General features: G+C 54.6%; 18 protein-coding genes. 7 read left to right on the top strand and 11 right to left on the bottom strand.

Going from position 1 to position 17,630, the window contains the following annotated elements; translation table 11 throughout:
- Positions 1-3: 3 nt before the first annotated feature.
- The 5 genes from cysZ to crr all read left to right on the top strand — a co-directional run bounded on the left by cysZ (position 4) and on the right by crr (position 4,849).
- Positions 4-765 (top strand): sulfate transporter CysZ, encoded by a 762-nt coding sequence (gene cysZ / locus CWM66_RS23515; protein WP_007370910.1) that lies wholly within the window; start codon positions 4-6, stop codon positions 763-765.
- Between the two features lie 145 nt (positions 766-910).
- Positions 911-1,882 carry a cysteine synthase A gene (gene cysK / locus CWM66_RS23510; RefSeq protein WP_007370909.1) on the top strand — a complete coding sequence of 324 codons (972 nt, stop codon included), beginning with the start codon at positions 911-913 and terminating at the stop codon, positions 1,880-1,882.
- Positions 1,883-2,263: 381 nt separating this feature from the next.
- Positions 2,264-2,521 (top strand): phosphocarrier protein Hpr, encoded by a 258-nt coding sequence (gene ptsH, locus CWM66_RS23505; protein ID WP_007370907.1) that lies wholly within the window; start codon positions 2,264-2,266, stop codon positions 2,519-2,521.
- A 50-nt stretch (positions 2,522-2,571) separates the two neighbouring features.
- Positions 2,572-4,299, top strand: a complete 1,728-nt coding sequence (ptsI, locus tag CWM66_RS23500; protein WP_007370906.1) for a phosphoenolpyruvate-protein phosphotransferase PtsI — start codon at positions 2,572-2,574, stop codon at positions 4,297-4,299.
- A 40-nt stretch (positions 4,300-4,339) separates the two neighbouring features.
- Positions 4,340-4,849, top strand: a complete 510-nt coding sequence (gene crr / locus CWM66_RS23495; protein ID WP_000522253.1) for a PTS glucose transporter subunit IIA — start codon at positions 4,340-4,342, stop codon at positions 4,847-4,849.
- Positions 4,850-4,895: 46 nt separating this feature from the next.
- Here crr and pdxK read toward each other — a convergent pair whose 3' ends face one another.
- From pdxK to CWM66_RS23445, 10 genes are all read right to left on the bottom strand, one after another.
- The gene (pdxK, locus tag CWM66_RS23490; protein ID WP_007370905.1) at positions 4,896-5,735 is read right to left on the bottom strand and encodes a pyridoxine/pyridoxal/pyridoxamine kinase; all 840 of its coding nucleotides are present in this window, start codon (positions 5,733-5,735) and stop codon (positions 4,896-4,898) included.
- A gap of 18 nt (positions 5,736-5,753) precedes the next feature.
- Complete coding sequence (cysM, locus tag CWM66_RS23485; protein WP_107147367.1) at positions 5,754-6,665, bottom strand: cysteine synthase CysM; 912 nt, start codon at positions 6,663-6,665, stop codon at positions 5,754-5,756.
- Positions 6,666-6,790: 125 nt separating this feature from the next.
- Positions 6,791-7,885 (bottom strand): sulfate/thiosulfate ABC transporter ATP-binding protein CysA, encoded by a 1,095-nt coding sequence (cysA, locus tag CWM66_RS23480; RefSeq protein ID WP_007370903.1) that lies wholly within the window; start codon positions 7,883-7,885, stop codon positions 6,791-6,793.
- Positions 7,875-8,750: a sulfate/thiosulfate ABC transporter permease CysW gene (gene cysW / locus CWM66_RS23475; protein WP_007370902.1), complete on the bottom strand. Its 876-nt coding sequence runs from the start codon at positions 8,748-8,750 to the stop codon at positions 7,875-7,877. Before cysW ends, cysA begins: the two co-directional genes overlap by 11 nt.
- Complete coding sequence (cysT, locus tag CWM66_RS23470) at positions 8,750-9,583, bottom strand: sulfate/thiosulfate ABC transporter permease CysT (protein ID WP_007370901.1); 834 nt, start codon at positions 9,581-9,583, stop codon at positions 8,750-8,752. Before cysT ends, cysW begins: the two co-directional genes overlap by 1 nt.
- Complete coding sequence (locus CWM66_RS23465; RefSeq protein WP_007370900.1) at positions 9,583-10,599, bottom strand: sulfate ABC transporter substrate-binding protein; 1,017 nt, start codon at positions 10,597-10,599, stop codon at positions 9,583-9,585. The genes cysT and CWM66_RS23465 overlap by 1 nt, the downstream gene beginning before the upstream one ends.
- A 162-nt stretch (positions 10,600-10,761) precedes the next feature.
- Positions 10,762-11,661, bottom strand: coding sequence for a Dyp-type peroxidase (locus tag CWM66_RS23460; RefSeq protein ID WP_007370899.1), 900 nt, complete (start codon positions 11,659-11,661; stop codon positions 10,762-10,764).
- A 92-nt stretch (positions 11,662-11,753) separates the two neighbouring features.
- Positions 11,754-12,329, bottom strand: a complete 576-nt coding sequence (locus tag CWM66_RS23455; RefSeq protein ID WP_007370898.1) for an RpoE-regulated lipoprotein — start codon at positions 12,327-12,329, stop codon at positions 11,754-11,756.
- Between the two features lie 60 nt (positions 12,330-12,389).
- Positions 12,390-12,839, bottom strand: a complete 450-nt coding sequence (locus CWM66_RS23450; protein ID WP_072439974.1) for a DUF2919 domain-containing protein — start codon at positions 12,837-12,839, stop codon at positions 12,390-12,392.
- Positions 12,826-13,251: a GNAT family acetyltransferase gene (locus tag CWM66_RS23445; RefSeq protein ID WP_007370896.1), complete on the bottom strand. Its 426-nt coding sequence runs from the start codon at positions 13,249-13,251 to the stop codon at positions 12,826-12,828. Before CWM66_RS23445 ends, CWM66_RS23450 begins: the two co-directional genes overlap by 14 nt.
- A gap of 212 nt (positions 13,252-13,463) precedes the next feature.
- Between CWM66_RS23445 and amiA the strand changes: the two genes are divergently transcribed.
- Both amiA and hemF read left to right on the top strand, forming a co-directional pair.
- Positions 13,464-14,339, top strand: a complete 876-nt coding sequence (gene amiA / locus CWM66_RS23440) for an N-acetylmuramoyl-L-alanine amidase AmiA (RefSeq protein WP_007370895.1) — start codon at positions 13,464-13,466, stop codon at positions 14,337-14,339.
- Positions 14,339-15,238 (top strand): oxygen-dependent coproporphyrinogen oxidase, encoded by a 900-nt coding sequence (gene hemF, locus CWM66_RS23435; protein ID WP_107147373.1) that lies wholly within the window; start codon positions 14,339-14,341, stop codon positions 15,236-15,238. Before amiA ends, hemF begins: the two co-directional genes overlap by 1 nt.
- A 74-nt stretch (positions 15,239-15,312) precedes the next feature.
- Here hemF and maeB read toward each other — a convergent pair whose 3' ends face one another.
- Positions 15,313-17,592 (bottom strand): NADP-dependent oxaloacetate-decarboxylating malate dehydrogenase, encoded by a 2,280-nt coding sequence (maeB, locus tag CWM66_RS23430; protein WP_007370893.1) that lies wholly within the window; start codon positions 17,590-17,592, stop codon positions 15,313-15,315.
- Positions 17,593-17,630 lie beyond the last annotated feature (38 nt).

Below are 17,630 nucleotides of genomic sequence, written 5' to 3'. Positions count from 1 at the left end.
ATTATGGTTTCATCGTCCCAGGGCACTGCACGCAGTGGCCTCTTTTATTTTACTCAGGGCTGGAAACTGGTCACGCTGCCAGGTATTCGTCGCTTTGTTATTCTGCCATTGCTGGTCAATATCGTGTTGATGGGCGGCGCTTTCTGGTGGCTGTTTTCCCGTCTCGACGCCTGGATCCCTTCATTAATGAGTCATGTGCCCGACTGGCTACAATGGTTGAGCTATCTGTTATGGCCGATCGTGGTGATCTCCATTTTGCTGGTGTTTGGTTACTTTTTCTCTACACTGGCCAACTGGATTGCGGCGCCGTTTAACGGCCTGCTCGCCGAGCAGTTGGAAGCGCGTTTAACGGGCGCGACGCCGCCGGATATCGGCGTTTTTGGTGTGCTGAAAGATGTACCGCGGATTATGAAGCGCGAATGGCAAAAGCTGGCCTGGTATCTGCCGCGCGCACTTCTCCTGCTGATCCTCTACTTTATCCCCGGTATCGGGCAAACCGTTGCGCCGGTATTATGGTTCCTCTTCAGCGCGTGGATGCTGGCAATTCAGTACTGCGATTACCCGTTCGATAACCATAAAGTCCCGTTCAAGGCGATGCGCATCGCCCTGCGTGAACGCAAAATCATCAATATGCAATTTGGTGCGTTGACCAGCTTGTTCACGATGATCCCCGTACTTAACCTGGTGGTCATGCCTGTTGCTGTGTGTGGCGCGACAGCGATGTGGGTCGATTGCTATCGTGAAAAACACGCCGCCTGGCGCTGAGGAATTATTCCGTTTCTTATTCCATACTGGTAACCATTATTTCACCTCAGCATATAGATATGCGATTTCTTTACTTCCCCATCACGGGTAAGTGCGTATGCTGAGGTGGTTCCCAAATTTCATACAGTTAAGGACAGGACAGGCTATGAGTAAGATTTTTGAAGACAACTCGTTGACGATTGGTCATACGCCGCTGGTTCGACTGAACCGCATCGGTAACGGACGTATCCTGGCTAAGGTCGAATCCCGCAACCCAAGCTTCAGCGTAAAATGCCGTATCGGTGCCAATATGATTTGGGATGCCGAAAAACGCGGCGTACTGAAGCCGGGCGTCGAGCTGGTTGAACCCACCAGTGGTAACACCGGTATCGCTCTGGCGTACGTTGCTGCCGCTCGCGGCTACAAACTGACGCTGACCATGCCGGAAACCATGAGTATCGAACGCCGTAAGCTGCTGAAAGCGCTGGGCGCGAACCTGGTTCTGACCGAAGGCGCGAAAGGCATGAAAGGCGCGATTCAGAAAGCAGAAGAAATTGTCGCCAGCGATCCGGCAAAATATCTGCTGCTTCAGCAGTTCAGCAATCCGGCAAACCCGGAAATTCACGAAAAAACCACCGGCCCGGAAATCTGGGAAGATACCGATGGTCAGGTAGATGTTTTCATCTCCGGCGTCGGTACCGGCGGTACGCTGACAGGCGTAACGCGCTTTATTAAAAACACCAAAGGGAAAACCGATCTGATTACGGTCGCAGTTGAACCAACCGACTCTCCGGTTATCTCTCAGGCGCTGGCAGGCGAAGAGCTGAAGCCTGGCCCGCATAAAATTCAGGGTATCGGTGCCGGTTTTATCCCTGGCAACCTGGATCTGAAACTGATCGATAAAGTGGTTAAGATCACCAACGAAGAGGCGATCAGTACTGCGCGTCGTCTGATGGAGGAAGAAGGTATTCTGGCAGGCATCTCTTCCGGCGCAGCCGTTGCAGCAGCACTGAAGTTGCAGGAAGACGAATCCTTTACCAATAAAAATATTGTGGTTATCCTTCCGTCTTCAGGCGAGCGTTATCTGAGCACGGCTTTGTTTGCCGATCTTTTCACTGAAAAAGAATTGCAACAGTGATGCCAGATTGTAAATAAAGCGCAAAAAAGCACCCGTCGAGGTGCTTTTTTGTGGCGTATATCAAATTTTCACCCCTCCTGGCATTGCTTGAAAACTCCTGGTCTGGTATTTAACCATCACATTTATTTTGAAGCGCGAAATTAATCGAAGTGAGATTTCAGACTGCTGAATCGATTTTATGATTTGGTTCAATTCTGGCTTTCGCGGCATAATGTTTAATGACGAGCGAAACGTCAACGGCCAGAAGCGCCCACGCCGGATAGCACAGGTGAACTTCTGTACCTTTTCCCGTTGCGTCAGCGCTAACAATACAGGCTAAAGTCAAGCCTCCAGGCTAGACTTTAGTTCCACAACACTAAACCTATAAGTTGGGGAAATACAATGTTCCAGCAAGAAGTAACTATTACCGCTCCGAACGGTCTGCACACCCGCCCTGCTGCTCAGTTTGTCAAAGAAGCGAAAGGCTTCTCTTCTGAAATCACTGTGACTTCCAACGGCAAAAGCGCCAGCGCGAAAAGCCTGTTCAAACTGCAAACTCTGGGCCTGACTCAAGGTACTGTTGTGACGTTGACCGCTGAAGGCGAAGACGAGCAAAAAGCAGTAGAACATCTGGTTAAGCTGATGGCAGAGCTCGAGTAAGTTTTACTTACCGGTTCTTTTCAAGATCAGTCACAAGTAAAGGTAGGGTTATGATTTCAGGCATTTTAGCATCCCCGGGTATCGCTTTCGGCAAAGCACTGCTGCTGAAAGAAGACGAAATAGTCATCGACCGGAAGAAAGTTTCTGCCGACAAGGTTGACCAGGAAGTTGAGCGTTTTCTGAGCGGTCGTGCCAAGGCATCGGCACAGCTTGAAGCGATCAAAACGAAAGCGGGTGAAACTTTCGGTGAAGAAAAAGAAGCCATCTTCGAAGGGCACATCATGCTGCTGGAAGATGAGGAGCTGGAGCAGGAAATCATAGCCCTGATTAAAGATAAGAGCATGACTGCCGACGCTGCGGCGCATGAAGTTATCGAAGGTCAGGCTACCGCCCTGGAAGAGCTGGATGACGAATACCTGAAAGAGCGTGCGGCTGACGTGCGCGATATCGGTAAGCGTCTGCTGCGCAACATTCTGGGCATGCCGATCATTGACCTGAGCGCGATTCAGGAAGAAGTCATTCTGGTTGCAGCGGATCTGACCCCGTCAGAAACAGCCCAGTTGAACCTGAAAAAAGTGCTCGGTTTTATCACCGATATCGGTGGCCGTACTTCCCACACCTCCATCATGGCGCGCTCTCTTGAGCTGCCTGCAATTGTGGGTACCGGTAGCGTCACCACGCAGGTGAAAAATGGCGACTATCTGATCCTCGATGCGGTTAATAACAAAGTGTACGTTAACCCGAGCGACGACGAGATCGAAACCCTGCGTGCTGCGCAGGCTCAGGTTGCGGAAGAAAAAGCCGAGCTGGCGAAACTGAAAGACCTGCCGGCAATCACCCTTGATGGTCATCAGGTTGAAGTCTGTGCCAACATCGGTACTGTTCGCGATGTCGCGGGCGCAGAGCGCAATGGCGCTGAAGGTGTTGGTCTGTACCGTACCGAATTCCTGTTCATGGACCGCGACGCACTGCCGACTGAAGAAGAGCAGTTTGAAGCCTACAAAGCGGTAGCTGAAGCCTGTGGCTCTCAGGCCGTTATTGTACGTACCATGGACATTGGCGGCGATAAAGAGCTGCCGTACATGAATTTCCCGAAAGAAGAGAACCCGTTCCTCGGCTGGCGCGCCGTGCGTATCGCGATGGATCGCAAAGAGATCCTGCGCGATCAGGTTCGCGCTATTCTGCGCGCTTCTGCTTTCGGCAAACTGCGCATTATGTTCCCGATGATCATCTCTGTTGAAGAAGTGCGTGCACTGAAAAAAGAGATCGAAATCTACAAACAGGAACTCCGTCAGGAAGGTAAAGCATTTGACGAAAGCATTGAGATTGGCGTAATGGTGGAAACCCCAGCCGCTGCGACTATTGCTCGTCATCTGGCCAAAGAAGTTGATTTCTTTAGTATCGGTACCAATGATTTAACGCAGTACACCCTGGCAGTTGACCGTGGTAATGATATGATCTCGCATCTTTACCAGCCGATGTCACCGTCAGTACTCACCCTGATCAAGCAAGTTATTGATGCTTCTCATGCAGAAGGCAAATGGACTGGCATGTGCGGTGAGCTTGCTGGCGATGAACGTGCTACACTTCTGTTGCTGGGGATGGGTCTGGATGAATTCAGTATGAGTGCCATTTCTATCCCGCGCATTAAGAAGATTATCCGTAACACAAACTTCGAAGATGCGAAGGTGTTAGCAGAGCAGGCTCTTGCTCAACCGACAACGGACGAGTTAATGATGCTGGTTAACAAGTTCATTGAAGAAAAAACAATCTGCTAATCCACGAGATGCGGCCCAAATTACTGCTTAGGAGAAGATCATGGGTTTGTTCGATAAACTGAAATCTCTGGTTTCTGATGATAAAAAAGACACCGGAACCATTGAGATTGTTGCCCCACTTTCTGGCGAAATCGTCAATATTGAAGATGTGCCGGATGTGGTGTTCGCTGAAAAAATCGTTGGTGATGGCATCGCTATCAAACCGACCGGCAATAAAATGGTTGCTCCGGTTGATGGTACTATCGGCAAAATCTTTGAAACCAACCATGCCTTCTCTATCGAATCCGATAGCGGCATTGAACTGTTCGTTCACTTCGGTATCGACACCGTTGAACTGAAAGGCGAAGGCTTCAAACGCATCGCGGAAGAAGGCCAGCGCGTGAAAGTTGGCGACCCGGTAATCGAATTTGATCTGCCGCTGCTGGAAGAGAAAGCCAAGTCAACTCTGACTCCGGTTGTTATCTCCAACATGGACGAAATCAAAGAGCTGATTAAACTTTCTGGTAGCGTCACCGTGGGTGAAACCCCGGTTATCCGCATCAAAAAATAAGCTCAATGCATAAAAAAATGGCGCCTGCGGGCGCCATTTTTATTGGTTAGCACGGCGGTAAAATGAGCTCGTCGTAACCTTTCTCCAGCGTATAGCCCATTACCTGCACCACTCTGTTCCCTGCTGCGCGAACGGCCACATCCAGCTTATTTCCCTGAATAACGCCGCTGACCAGCTCGGAGCAAAACAGATCGCCAGTGCCTTTCAAATCCGTTTCGACACGTGGATAGCCACTGACGGTAACCTCATCCGCCGTCACCAGCACCACATGTATCTGACCGTCATCTTCATCCACCGGCGCACTGGTTATCGCCACCCAGTGCAGAGTCGCAGACAGCAGCCCTTTTGCCGCAGCGATAGCGCTTTGCAGATCCCGGCACGGTTTGCCGCTGAGAATTTCCAGTTCAAACACGTTCGGCGTGATCCCCTGCGCCAGCGGCAACAAATGTTCGCGGTAGGCCTGAGGAATTTCCTCTTTTACATAGATGCCGCTGTCAGTATCACCAATAACCGGATCGACCAGAATCAATAGCTGTGGGTGTTTCTCCCGTAGCGCTTTAAGCCACGTTGCCAGCAGTGCAATCTGACTGGCACTTCCCATATAGCCTGTGGTTACCGCTTTCAGCGTACGCAAAACGTCGCGCTCTTCCAACGCTTGCAGGTAACCGCTAAACCATTCATCCGGGATCACACCACCGTAAAAGGTATCGTAATGCGGCGTATTGCTGAACAGCACTGTCGGCACGGCCAGCACATTGAGATTGTGCTGGCGAATATTTGGCACCGCAATGCTGTTGCCAACGCTGCCGTACACAACCTGAGACTGCACCGCAACGATATCAGCCTGCTGCGCCCGGGTTTTATCCCGAAACAGGATCATCTCCATCCTCTCTTCCTTAACGGGTTAAATCCCCGCGCCCTGCGAATAACTCTCTTCACCAAACACGCCGGTGGAGAGGTAACGATCGCCGCGATCGCAGATGATAGCGACGATCACTGCGCCTGGCGTACTTTTCGCCACCCGCAATGCGCCCGCTACCGCGCCGCCAGAACTGACGCCGCAGAAGATCCCCTCCTGAACCGCCAGCGCGCGCATGGTATTTTCCGCCTCGCGTTGGTGGATATCCAGAACCTCATCCACCAGCGCGGCGTTAAAAATGCCCGGCATATATTCGGCAGGCCAGCGGCGAATGCCAGGAATGCTGCTCCCCTCTTCCGGTTGCAGCCCGACAATAGTGACGGGTTTATCCTGTTCACGCAGAAAACGCGACACGCCGGTGATAGTACCGGTTGTTCCCATGCTGGAGACAAAATGGGTGATCCGCCCGGCAGTCTGCTGCCAGATTTCCGGACCGGTAGTGGTGTAATGGGCGTAGGGGTTATCCGGGTTGTTGAATTGATCGAGCAGCTTGCCCTCGCCGCGAGCGGCCATTTCCAGCGCCAGATCGCGCGCGCCTTCCATTCCTTGCTCTTTGGTGACCAGAATCAGCTCAGCGCCATAAGCGCACATTGCCGCACGCCGTTCCTGACTCATGTTGTCCGGCATCAGCAATTTCATGCGATAGCCTTTCAGCGCAGCAATCATCGCCAGTGCGATCCCGGTATTGCCGCTGGTAGCTTCAATCAGCACATCCCCGGGCTTAATCTCTCCGCGCTTTTCCGCCTGTACAATCATCGACAGGGCGGCGCGATCTTTGACCGATCCTGCGGGATTATTACCTTCCAGTTTGACCCAGATTTCGCTGCCGTTATCCGGCGTCAGACGTTGCAATTTAACCAGCGGTGTATTGCCGATGGTATCTTCTAATGTATTCACGGTTCCTGCTCAATAAAAAAGCCGGGTAGCGCTACGCTTACCCGGCCTACAAAGCAGTGCTGATGCAGATATTGTAGGCCCGGTAATCAAGGAGCTACCGGGCGATAGACATGCTGCTTAACCTATCAGGCAGTTTCCGCCAGAGCAAGCTCTGTACCGGCTTCAATACGTTCATTGCCGTTATACAACCGCGCATGCTGCAAACCGACAAACAGGCGCTCGCCGCGCTGTGGCGGCTGTTCATCGCGCATCACAACGGTGAGAGGTTCAGGGTTCCAGCCGAGCGGCTGCACCACCAGTTGGGTATAGTGCCCTTTCGGGCTGGCTTCCAGCACCTGCACCGGCAGTGGAGAATCCAGGCTGGTGCGGCGGCTGATATCCACTTCCCAGGGGCGCAAAAACAGATCCACTTCGCCCTGCCAGGCGGGTGTATAACCCAGCGGCCAGCGGTGTGCGCCCACCTGGAACTGCCCGCCCGTCACCGTGCCTTTCAGGCGATTGACCTCGCCCATAAACTCCAGCACAAAGCGGGTCGCCGGTTCACGCCACACCTGATCCGGCGCATCAGCCTGTTCAATGTTCCCCTGGCTCATCACCACCACGCGGTCGGCCACTTCCGTCGCCTCTTCCTGGTCGTGGGTGACGAACACGCTGGTAAATTTTAGCTCTTCATGCAACTGACGCAGCCAGCGACGCAGCTCTTTACGCACCTGCGCATCCAGCGCGCCAAACGGTTCATCCAGCAGCAGGATCTGCGGCTCTACCGCCAACGCACGCGCCAGCGCCACACGCTGTTTCTGTCCGCCGGAAAGCTGTGCCGGATAGCGTTCGGCCAGATGAGCAAGCTGCACCATCTCCAGCAATTGCGTCACTTTGGCTTTGATTGCCGCGGCGTTCGGCCGTTCGCGACGCGGCAGCACCGTCAGCCCAAAAGCGATGTTGTCGAACACCGTCATATGGCGGAACAGCGCATAGTGCTGAAACACAAAACCAACGCGGCGATCGCGGGCATGCAGCCGGCTTACGTCCGTTCCGTGAAAACGAATACGACCGCTGGTCTGGTGCTCCAGCCCGGCGATAATGCGCAGCAGCGTGGTCTTCCCGGAGCCGGATGGCCCCAGCAGCGCCACCATTTGCCCGGAAGGGATATCCAGCGAGATATCATTCAGCACCTGGGTGCGACCAAAAGACTTCTTAATATTGGCAATCTCAATGCTCATGATTTCCCTCCTGTTGCTGGCGTTTTTCATGGTTGTTCAAACGCCACTGCAACGCACTCTTCAAAAACAGTGTCAAAATAGCCATCAGGGTCAGCAGGGCGGCGGCGGTAAAGGCACCCACCGTGTTGTAGTCCTGCTCCAGCAACTCAATTTGTAGCGGCAGTGACAGCGTTTCACCGCGAATCGAACCGGAGACCACCGAGACCGCGCCAAACTCGCCAATCGCGCGCGCATTGGTCAGCACCACGCCATACAGCAGCGCCCAGCGGATATTCGGCAGCGTTACGCGGCGAAACATCTGCCAGCCACTGGCACCCAGCAGGATCGCCGCTTCATCTTCCTGGCTCCCCTGGCTCAGCATCACCGGAACCAGCTCGCGCACAACAAACGGACAGGTAACGAAAATGGTGACCAGCGCCATGCCCGGCCAGGCAAACATAATTTGCAGGTTATGCGCATCCAGCCAGCCGCCAAGCGGGCCATTCGAACCGTAAAACAGCAGATAAATCAGACCCGCAACCACTGGCGAAACCGCAAACGGAATATCCAGTAACGTCAGTAAAAGCTGGCGACCGGGAAAGTTAAAGCGTGTCACCAGCCACGCCAGCAGCGTGCCAAACACGAGGTTAACCGGTACGGTGATCAGCGCAATCAACACCGTCAGCCAGATGGCATGCAGCATGTCGGCATTCGCCAGGTTTTCCAGCACCGGTACCAGCCCTTTGCTGAAAGCCTTCACGAAGATATATATCATCGGCACGACAAGGATAAACGCAGAGAGCAAAACCCCCGCGGTAATCAGAAATATTTTCCCCCAGTTCACCTGAGGTTTGTCATAGCGTTTCAATTCGGTTATTTCCGCCATTAGTGACCTACCACACGCTGGCCAAAACGGCTTTGCAGGGTGTTGATGGAAAACAGCAGCAGCAGCGACGCCGCGAGGATCACCGAAGCAATCGCGCTCGCCGCCGGGTAATCAAACTCCTGCAAACGAACAAAAATCATCAGCGAGGTGACTTCGGTCTTCCAGGCAATGTTACCGGCAATAAAGATCACCGCGCCAAATTCGCCGAGACTGCGAGTGAACGACAGCGCCACGCCCGCCATCAACGCCGGAGAAAGTTCCGGCAGCACGACGCGACGAAAGCTCTGCCAGCGCGTTGCGCCGAGGGTTTCCGCCGCTTCTTCGTATTCCGGCCCCAGCTCCTCCAGCACCGGCTGGATGGTGCGCACCACAAACGGGATGCTGGTAAAGGCCATGGCGACTGCGATGCCAAGCCAGGTGTAAGTCACTTTGATATCGAACTTCGCCAGCCACTCGCCATAAAACCCGTTCACGGAGAACAGCGACGCCAGCGTTAAACCGGCCACCGCAGTCGGCAGTGCAAACGGCAGGTCAATCAGCGCGTCCAGCAGCGTACGCCCCGGAAAACGGTAACGGGTGAGGATCCAGGCCATCAGCAGACCAAAAACGCCGTTAAAAGCGGATGCCACAAACGCCGACAGCAAAGTGACTTTATAAGCCGCCACCACCTGCGGGTCGGTGACCACTTGCCAGTATTGCGACCAGCTCATTTGCGCCAGTTGCATTACCAGAGCACTCAGCGGCAACAGCAATACCAGACAAACAAAAAACAGGCTGCTGCCGAGGCTTAAACCAAACCCCGGCAACACACGTTTTGCGGTTCCTGCAAACATCACTTACGCCCCGCCGCCAGTAACTTGTCCAGCTCGCCGCCGCTGGCGAAGTGGGTTTTCATCACATCAGGCCAGGAGCCAAATTTGTCTTCCACGCGGAACAGCGCGGTCTGCGGGAATTTATCCGCCAGCTTCGCCATCACTTCCGGATTATTCACGCGGTAGTAGTAATCGGTGATGATGGTTTGCGCCTGCGGGCTGTAGAGCCAGTTGAGGTACGCTTTCGCGGCCTTTTCCGTCCCGTTGGCTTTAACATTTTTATCGACCCAGGCCACCGGGAATTCCGCCAGGATGTTGACCTTCGGCACCACCACTTCAAAACCCTGCGCTTCGTACTGTTTGCGGATGTTGTTGACTTCGGATTCAAAGGAAATCAGCACATCGCCAAGACCGCGCTCAACGAAGGTGGTGGTTGCGCCGCGACCGCCGGTATCGAACACTTCGACGTTTTTCAAAAACTGCGTCATAAACTGTTCAGTTTTCGCTTTATCGCCGCCGTCCGCCTGATCCGCTGCGCCCCACGCCGCCAGATAAGTGTAACGGGCATTACCAGAGGTTTTCGGGTTCGGGAAAATCAGTTTTACGTCGGAACGCACCAGGTCGCTCCACTCGTGGATATTCTTCGGATTGCCTTTACGAACGAGAAACGCCATCGTCGAATAGAACGGTGAACTGTTGTTCGGTAAACGGCTTTGCCAGTCCGCCGGGATCAAGTTGCCTTTGTCGTGCAGGATCTGCACATCCGTTACCTGGTTATAGGTAACGACATCCGCTTTCAGCCCCTGCAAAATCGCCAGCGCCTGTTTTGACGAACCAGCATGAGATTGTTTGATCGTCAGCTTATCGCCAGCGTTATCTTTCGCCCATTGCTGTTCAAACGGTGTATTCAGCGCCGCAAAGAGCTCGCGTGACACATCATAAGAGCTGTTTAGCAGTTCCGTCGCCTGTGCCTGCGCCGCCCACAGCGTCATTGCTGCCAGCGTCAGATATCCTTTTTTCAGTAAGTTAACGGCCATTGCGCACCCTTATAAGCTGATGACTCCACAACCCTCAGTTTATTTATAACGGGTGTGAAACCAGTAACGGTTTTATATACCATTTGGTGATTTGGAATCATAAAAGAGTATAAGCAGAAAGGAGTATGGCCGGGTCTCCCCGGCCAGGAAGGAAGCCGGATATTACAGCGACAGCAGCTTATCGAGCGACGGCGCAAAATAGTAACCGCCTGTTACCGGACGGGTGAAACGCAGCATTGCATCGCGTTTGCCATCAGTATCGCCAAACATGCTCAGCAGTTGCTGTTCAATGTTGTAAAGACGCGCACAGTAAGTACAGAAGTAAAGGCCGTGCGTGCCGCTGGCGGTGCCGTACGGCAGGCTCTGGCGCACAATTTTCAGCCCTTTGCCGTCCTCTTTCAGATCGACACGGGTCAGGTGCGAGGTAACCGGACGCGCATCGCCGTCGATCTCTTCATTCGCCTCTTTGGTGCGGCCAATCATCATCTCCTGATCGGCAACGCTCATACGGTTGAGCTGCTTCAGATTGTGCTCCCAGCGCTGCACCATCACATACGTGCCGCCAGCGTCGACGCCATCCTGAATAATCGCCACTTCGCGGCGCTTCTCATCGCCCGCCGGGTTTTCCGTACCGTCGACAAAGCCGCTCAGATCGCGATCTTCCACCCAACGGAAGCCGTGTGTCTCTTCTTTCACCTCGATAGCATCGCCAAACGCTTCCAGCGCGGCCTGGGCGACAGAAAAATTCACATCATGGCGCAGGGAGAGAATATGGATCAGCACATCATGTTGCGTGGCGGGAGCCAGACCTTTGCCGTAAGAGGGGAAATCTTTCAGCTCCTCTGCGCCTTGCGGGCCGTTCAGCGCGCGCCATGCGTTGTTACCGAAGGCTACCGTCGCCCCCAACGCCGCATCGGGAAATTTTTGCTGAAAAGTTGCCAGCTTATCGACAAAAACTTTACTGCCCGCGCGCAGGGCATCTGTGTCCCCTTTGACGCTGGCTTCAATCCAAATCGCTGCACGGCAGTGTTCCGGCAAAATGCCGCTTTGCACCTGAGACATCACTCCTCCTGGAAAAAACAAGCCACACATGCGTGGCGATAAGCGCGCTATTGTACCGTCTTTTCGCCACGTCGCGGCGCGTTGCGATCAAATTATCGGCGCCATACCAGCTTGCTTAATTTCCAGTTTTTCAGGGTGTCATCAGAAGGCATTAACCCTTCAGGGCCGCTCCATTCGCCAGTAAAGACATAGCTAATGTGCTGGCTGCCCGGCGCTTTACATTCAACGCCAGTACTGTCATCGCCCGCCCCTTTCACACAGTTGCCAAACGCCTTATCAAACACGGCGCTGAACGGTGTGCCGATTTTCACGCCTTTGTCGGTGGCGATATCGCTATCCAGCACATCAATGCGGCTCACCGCGCCATTTTCGCCGTTAACAACCAGCGCCAGTTGGGTATCTTTCAGCGCCTCGAAATAGCGGACAATGCTGCCATTTTCCGTTTTCATGCCGCTACGCAGATGGTAGTCGCCGCTTAACGCATCATTAATGGCCTGCTCATCAAGCGGCGTGCTGGCAGTGATTTTGCCGACGCCGTTTTCGCTCACTTCGATCGAGGAACCAAACCAGTTCCACGGATACGCAGCCGACCAATTCACAGACGCGAGTGTTGAGCAGCCGGTCAATGCCAGCGGCAGCACACAAATAAAAGTACGCAGGGATTTCATGCACCGTTCCTTTTTTTCATTTAACGCCAGTTGGAGTCGCTGGCGGGCAAAAAGTGCCGTTCATTCATCTGAGGAATAAAAACAGGCGCGCAGACGGCGGGACGTCGCCAGCCACCAGAGAATAAAGAGGTCGATAACCAGCAGTGAAAACCCAATACCAGAGAGCGCTTCGCCGCTGAACCAGCGCGAAGGCAGCCACAGCACCAGTGCCAACTGTACCAGCAGCATTAATGGGTAGATCGCACGCCAGAGACGCGGGTGATGCTCACGGCGCGCGCTGAGAAAAAAAGCCAGCGCCGCAGGCAAGCCGGGCAATAAGCCCAGCCAGAACTGATTATGGTCGGGATAAAACAGCATCAGCAGCGCATCGCCCTGCCCGCGCGATGCACCTGCCATCACAAATAAAATCCAGGTACGCGCCTGTAACACCAGCGCGCACCAGAACAGAAAGGGAAGCCGTAGGCGTCCATGCCTGTCGTAGTCGGAAGGTGAAATATCAATACTCTTCATCTTCTATCAAACGTTTTCCTAAGTTAACCGAGTCGCTATGCTCGTAGCCCAGCCGCTCGTACATGCCGATCACCATATCGTTATCTTCACGTACCATCAGATTGATTTTCGGGCAGCCACGGGCAATCAGTTTTTTCTCCAGCCGATTAAGCAAAGCATTAGCAATGCCGCGGCCGCGAAATTCCGGGTGTACGCCGAGATAGTATGCCGAGCCACGATGGCCGTCATAACCGCCCATTACCGTGCCCACCACTTCACCACTCACTTCCGCCACCAGAAACAGACTGACATCGTGATTCACTTTTCGTTCGATATCCATTTCCGGATCATTCCATGGTCGCAGCAGATCACAGCGCTCCCACAAGGTGATCACTTCTTCGAAGTCGTCCTGGCGAAAAACGCGTATCTCCATGGTATTCCCCGTCTTTTCAACTGTGTAAATGGTGATTATGGCCCGAAGCAGCGCCTTAGCCAATATCCAGACTCTTTACCGTAGAAATTTGGCATAATGGCACTCTGTCACGTATTGAAATGAAAAGTAAAACAATCGCTCTTGTGGATTGTCGTCGCGACCAGGACGATACGATATAACACCAGGGACCACGGATAAAAACATTCAGACGTATGAGCACCTTTAAACCATTAAAAACACTCACCTCGCGTCGCCAGATGCTGAAAGCGGGTCTGGCCGCCCTGACATTGTCGGGTATGTCTCGTGCTATCGCTAAGGACGAGACGCCACTGAAAACCACCACCGGCCACAGCAAGCCAAAGGCGAAAAAGGCCGGAGCACGGCGCATCGTCATGCTCGATCCCGGTCACGGCGGCATTGATACCGGCGCGATTGGCCATAACGGCTCGAAAGAGAAACATGTGGTGCTGGCGATCGCCAAAAATGTCCGCGCTCAGCTACGGGCGCAGGGTATTGACGCGCGTCTGACACGCACCGGCGATACTTTTATCCCGCTCTACGATCGGGTCGAGATCGCCCACCAGCACGGCGCAGACCTGTTTATGTCGATTCATGCCGATGGCTTTACCAACCCGAGTGCCGCCGGTGCGTCGGTGTTTGCGCTCTCCAACCGTGGTGCCAGTAGCGCGATGGCGAAATACCTGTCGGATAAAGAGAACGCCGCGGATGAAGTCGCCGGGAAAAAAACTACCGATAAAGACCATCTGCTGCAGCAGGTGCTGTTCGATCTGGTGCAAACGGACACCATCAAAAACAGCCTGACGCTCGGCTCGCATATTCTCAAGCAGATCAAACCGGTCCACCGTCTGCACAGCCGCAATACCGAGCAGGCCGCGTTTGTGGTACTAAAATCCCCGTCGATCCCCTCGGTACTGGTGGAAACCTCCTTTATCACTAATCCGGCGGAGGAGAAGCTGCTCGGCACCACGGCGTTTCGCCAGAAGATTGCCACCGCCATTGCCGACGGTATTCTGAGCTACTTTAGCTGGTTCGATAACCACAAAGCCCATGTGAAGAGACGCGGATGATGACCCCAGAGATAGCGCCAGTAAAAAACGCCCTGCTTGCCCTGCAGGATAAGATCTGCCGCCAGCTTAGCGACATCGACGGCGCGACGTTTGTTGAAGACGCCTGGCAGCGCGCGGAAGGCGGCGGCGGACGCAGCCGCGTGCTGCGTGACGGCGGCGTATTTGAACAGGCCGGGGTCAATTTTTCCCACGTCCACGGCGATGCGATGCCCGCATCCGCCACAGCGCACCGTCCTGAGCTGGCGGGTCGCAGCTTCGAAGCGATGGGCGTTTCGCTGGTTGTGCACCCGCGTAATCCCTATGTTCCCACCAGCCATGCTAATGTGCGTTTCTTTATTGCGCAAAAACCCGGCGCCGATCCGGTGTGGTGGTTTGGCGGCGGTTTCGATTTAACGCCCTACTACGGTTTTGAAGAAGATGCGATCCACTGGCACCGCACCGCCCGCGATATCTGTCTGCCGTTTGGTGAGGAGATCTATCCGCGCTACAAAAAGTGGTGCGATAACTATTTCTATCTCAAGCACCGCAATGAGCAGCGCGGCATCGGCGGGCTCTTTTTTGACGATTTGAACACGCCGGATTTTGACCACTGTTTTGCGTTTATGCAGGCCGTCGGCAACGGTTATCTCGACGCGTATTTGCCCATCGTCGCGCGCCGTAAAGCGCTGCCTTACGGCGAGCGCGAGCGCGATTTCCAGCTCTATCGCCGTGGCCGCTACGTAGAGTTCAATCTGGTGTGGGATCGCGGAACGCTGTTCGGCTTGCAAACCGGCGGGCGTACCGAGTCGATTTTAATGTCGATGCCACCGCTAGTGCGCTGGGAGTATAACTATCAACCCGCCGAAGGCAGCCCGGAAGCGGCCCTCAGCGAGTTTATTCAGGTTAAAGATTGGGTGTGATTGCGGGTTTTACAGGCCGGATAAGCGCTTACGCGCCATCCGGCCAATAATGCCTGAACAGGCCTGCAACACATTTACAGCGGCTGGGTCTGCGCTTCCACCACCGCCAGCGCCACCATGTTGACGATACGCCGTACTGAGGCGATTGGCGTCAGCACATGCACCGGTTTGGCAACGCCCATCAGCACCGGCCCGACTGTCACCCCTTCTGAACTGGAGACGCGCAGCAGGTTGTAGCTGATTCGCGCGGCTTCAACGTTCGGCATAATCAGGATATTCGCCGCCCCTTTCAGCGGGCTGTCCGGCATCCGCTCATGGCGGATACTCTCATCGAGCGCCGCATCACCATGCATTTCGCCATCGATCATCAGATCCGGCGCGCGTTGACGCACCAGTGTCAACGTATCGCGCATTTTCACCGCAGCGGGCGCACTGGATGAGCCAAACTGCGAGTGCGACAGCAGCGCCACACGCGGTTCGATACCAAAGCGCCGCACGGTTTCCGCTGCCAGCAAGGTGATCTCCGCCAGTTGTTCGGCGCTCGGATCTTCATTGACATAGGTATCAGCAATAAACGTGTTACCGCTGGGCAGCAGCAGCGCATTCATCGCCCCGGCCGCATGCACATTATCGCGATAGCCGAATATCTCCTGCACTACACTGAAGTGCTCATGGTAATCGCCGATGGTGCCGCAAATCATCGCGTCGGCTTCGCCACGATGTACCATGATCGCGCCGATCACCGTGGTGTTGGCGATCACGGCACGCTGCGCCTGCTCTTGCGTAATTCCCCGGCGCTTCATAATGCTGAAGTATTCCGTCCAGTACTCTTTAAAGCGCGGATCCGACTCGTTGTTGACGATCTCAAAATCGACGCCCGGACGAATTTGCAGGCCGAGCTTCTGAATGCGCATCTCAATTACGCCCGGTCGCCCGACGAGGATCGGTTTCGCCAGCCCCAGCGTAACCAGCTCCTGCGTTGCATGCAGCACGCGCGGCTCTTCGCCTTCGGTCAGCACCACGCGTTTCGGCGCATTGCGGGCCTGAGAGAAAACCGGCTTCATAAACAGGTTGGTTTTGTAGACGAACTCGGTGAGCTTATCGACGTAGGCATCGAAATCAGCAATCGGCCGTGTCGCCACGCCGGAAGTCATCGCCGCTTTCGCTACTGCGGGCGCGATTTTAACAATCAGCCGTGGGTCGAAAGGTTTCGGGATCAGATAATCCGGGCCAAAGCTCAAATCCTGATCGCCATATGCCGAAGCCACCACCTCGCTCTGCTCCGCATGCGCCAGCTCAGCGATAGCGTTGACCGCCGCCAGCTTCATCTCTTCGTTGATCGCCGTAGCGCCCACATCCAGCGCGCCGCGGAAGATAAACGGGAAACAGAGCACGTTGTTTACCTGATTCGGGTAATCGGAGCGGCCGGTACAGATAATCGCATCCGGGCGCACCGCTTTCGCCAGATCCGGCAGGATCTCCGGCTCCGGGTTCGCCAGCGCTAGGATCAGCGGCTGCCGTGCCATGCCTTTTACCATCTCCGGCGTCAGTACTTTTGGCCCGGAGCAGCCAAGGAAGATATCCGCGCCCGCGACCACATCCGCCAGCGTTCGTCTACCGTCATCGTCAACGGCGTAGGCCGCTTTGGTCTCGGCCATATTCGGCTCGCGGCCTTTATAAATAACGCCTTTTGAATCGCAGACCACAATATTGTGTTTCTGCATTCCCAGCGCCACCAGCAGGTTCATACAGGCAATGGCCGCCGCCCCCGCCCCCGACACCACCATGCGCACGTCAGAGAGGTTCTTCGACACGACGCGCAGGCCGTTAAGAATGGCGGCAGTGCTGATAATCGCCGTGCCGTGCTGATCGTCATGAAAAACAGGAATGTTCATGCGCTCGCGCAGTTTGGCTTCAATATAGAAGCACTCCGGCGCTTTGATATCTTCAAGGTTGATACCGCCGAACGTCGGTTCCAGCGCGGCAACCACGTCGATCAGTTTGTCCGGATTTTGCTCATCCACTTCAATATCGAATACGTCGATACCGGCGAATTTCTTGAACAATACGCCTTTGCCTTCCATCACCGGCTTACCGGCCAATGCGCCGATATTGCCAAGCCCCAGCACCGCAGTGCCGTTAGAGACCACCGCCACGAGGTTGCCGCGCGCGGTATATTTGTAGGCCGCCAGCGGATCTTTTTCGATTTCAAGGCAGGGCGCAGCAACGCCCGGAGAGTACGCCAGCGCCAGATCGCGCTGCGTGGCCAGCGGTTTTGTCGGGGAGACCTGAATCTTTCCCGGTCGCGGGAATTCATGGAAGTCGAGGGCACTTTGTTTTAGTTGGTCGTCCATTTGAGGTTCCTTTCGCGTTTTGCTTTCAGAGTGATACC

The sequence above is a fragment of the Kosakonia sp. H7A genome (assembly GCF_003028445.1).
Taxonomy (GTDB): domain Bacteria; phylum Pseudomonadota; class Gammaproteobacteria; order Enterobacterales; family Enterobacteriaceae; genus Kosakonia; species Kosakonia radicincitans.
The sequence above is the reverse complement of the archived record's forward strand: the minus strand, read 5'-3'. Positions and strand labels throughout refer to the sequence as shown.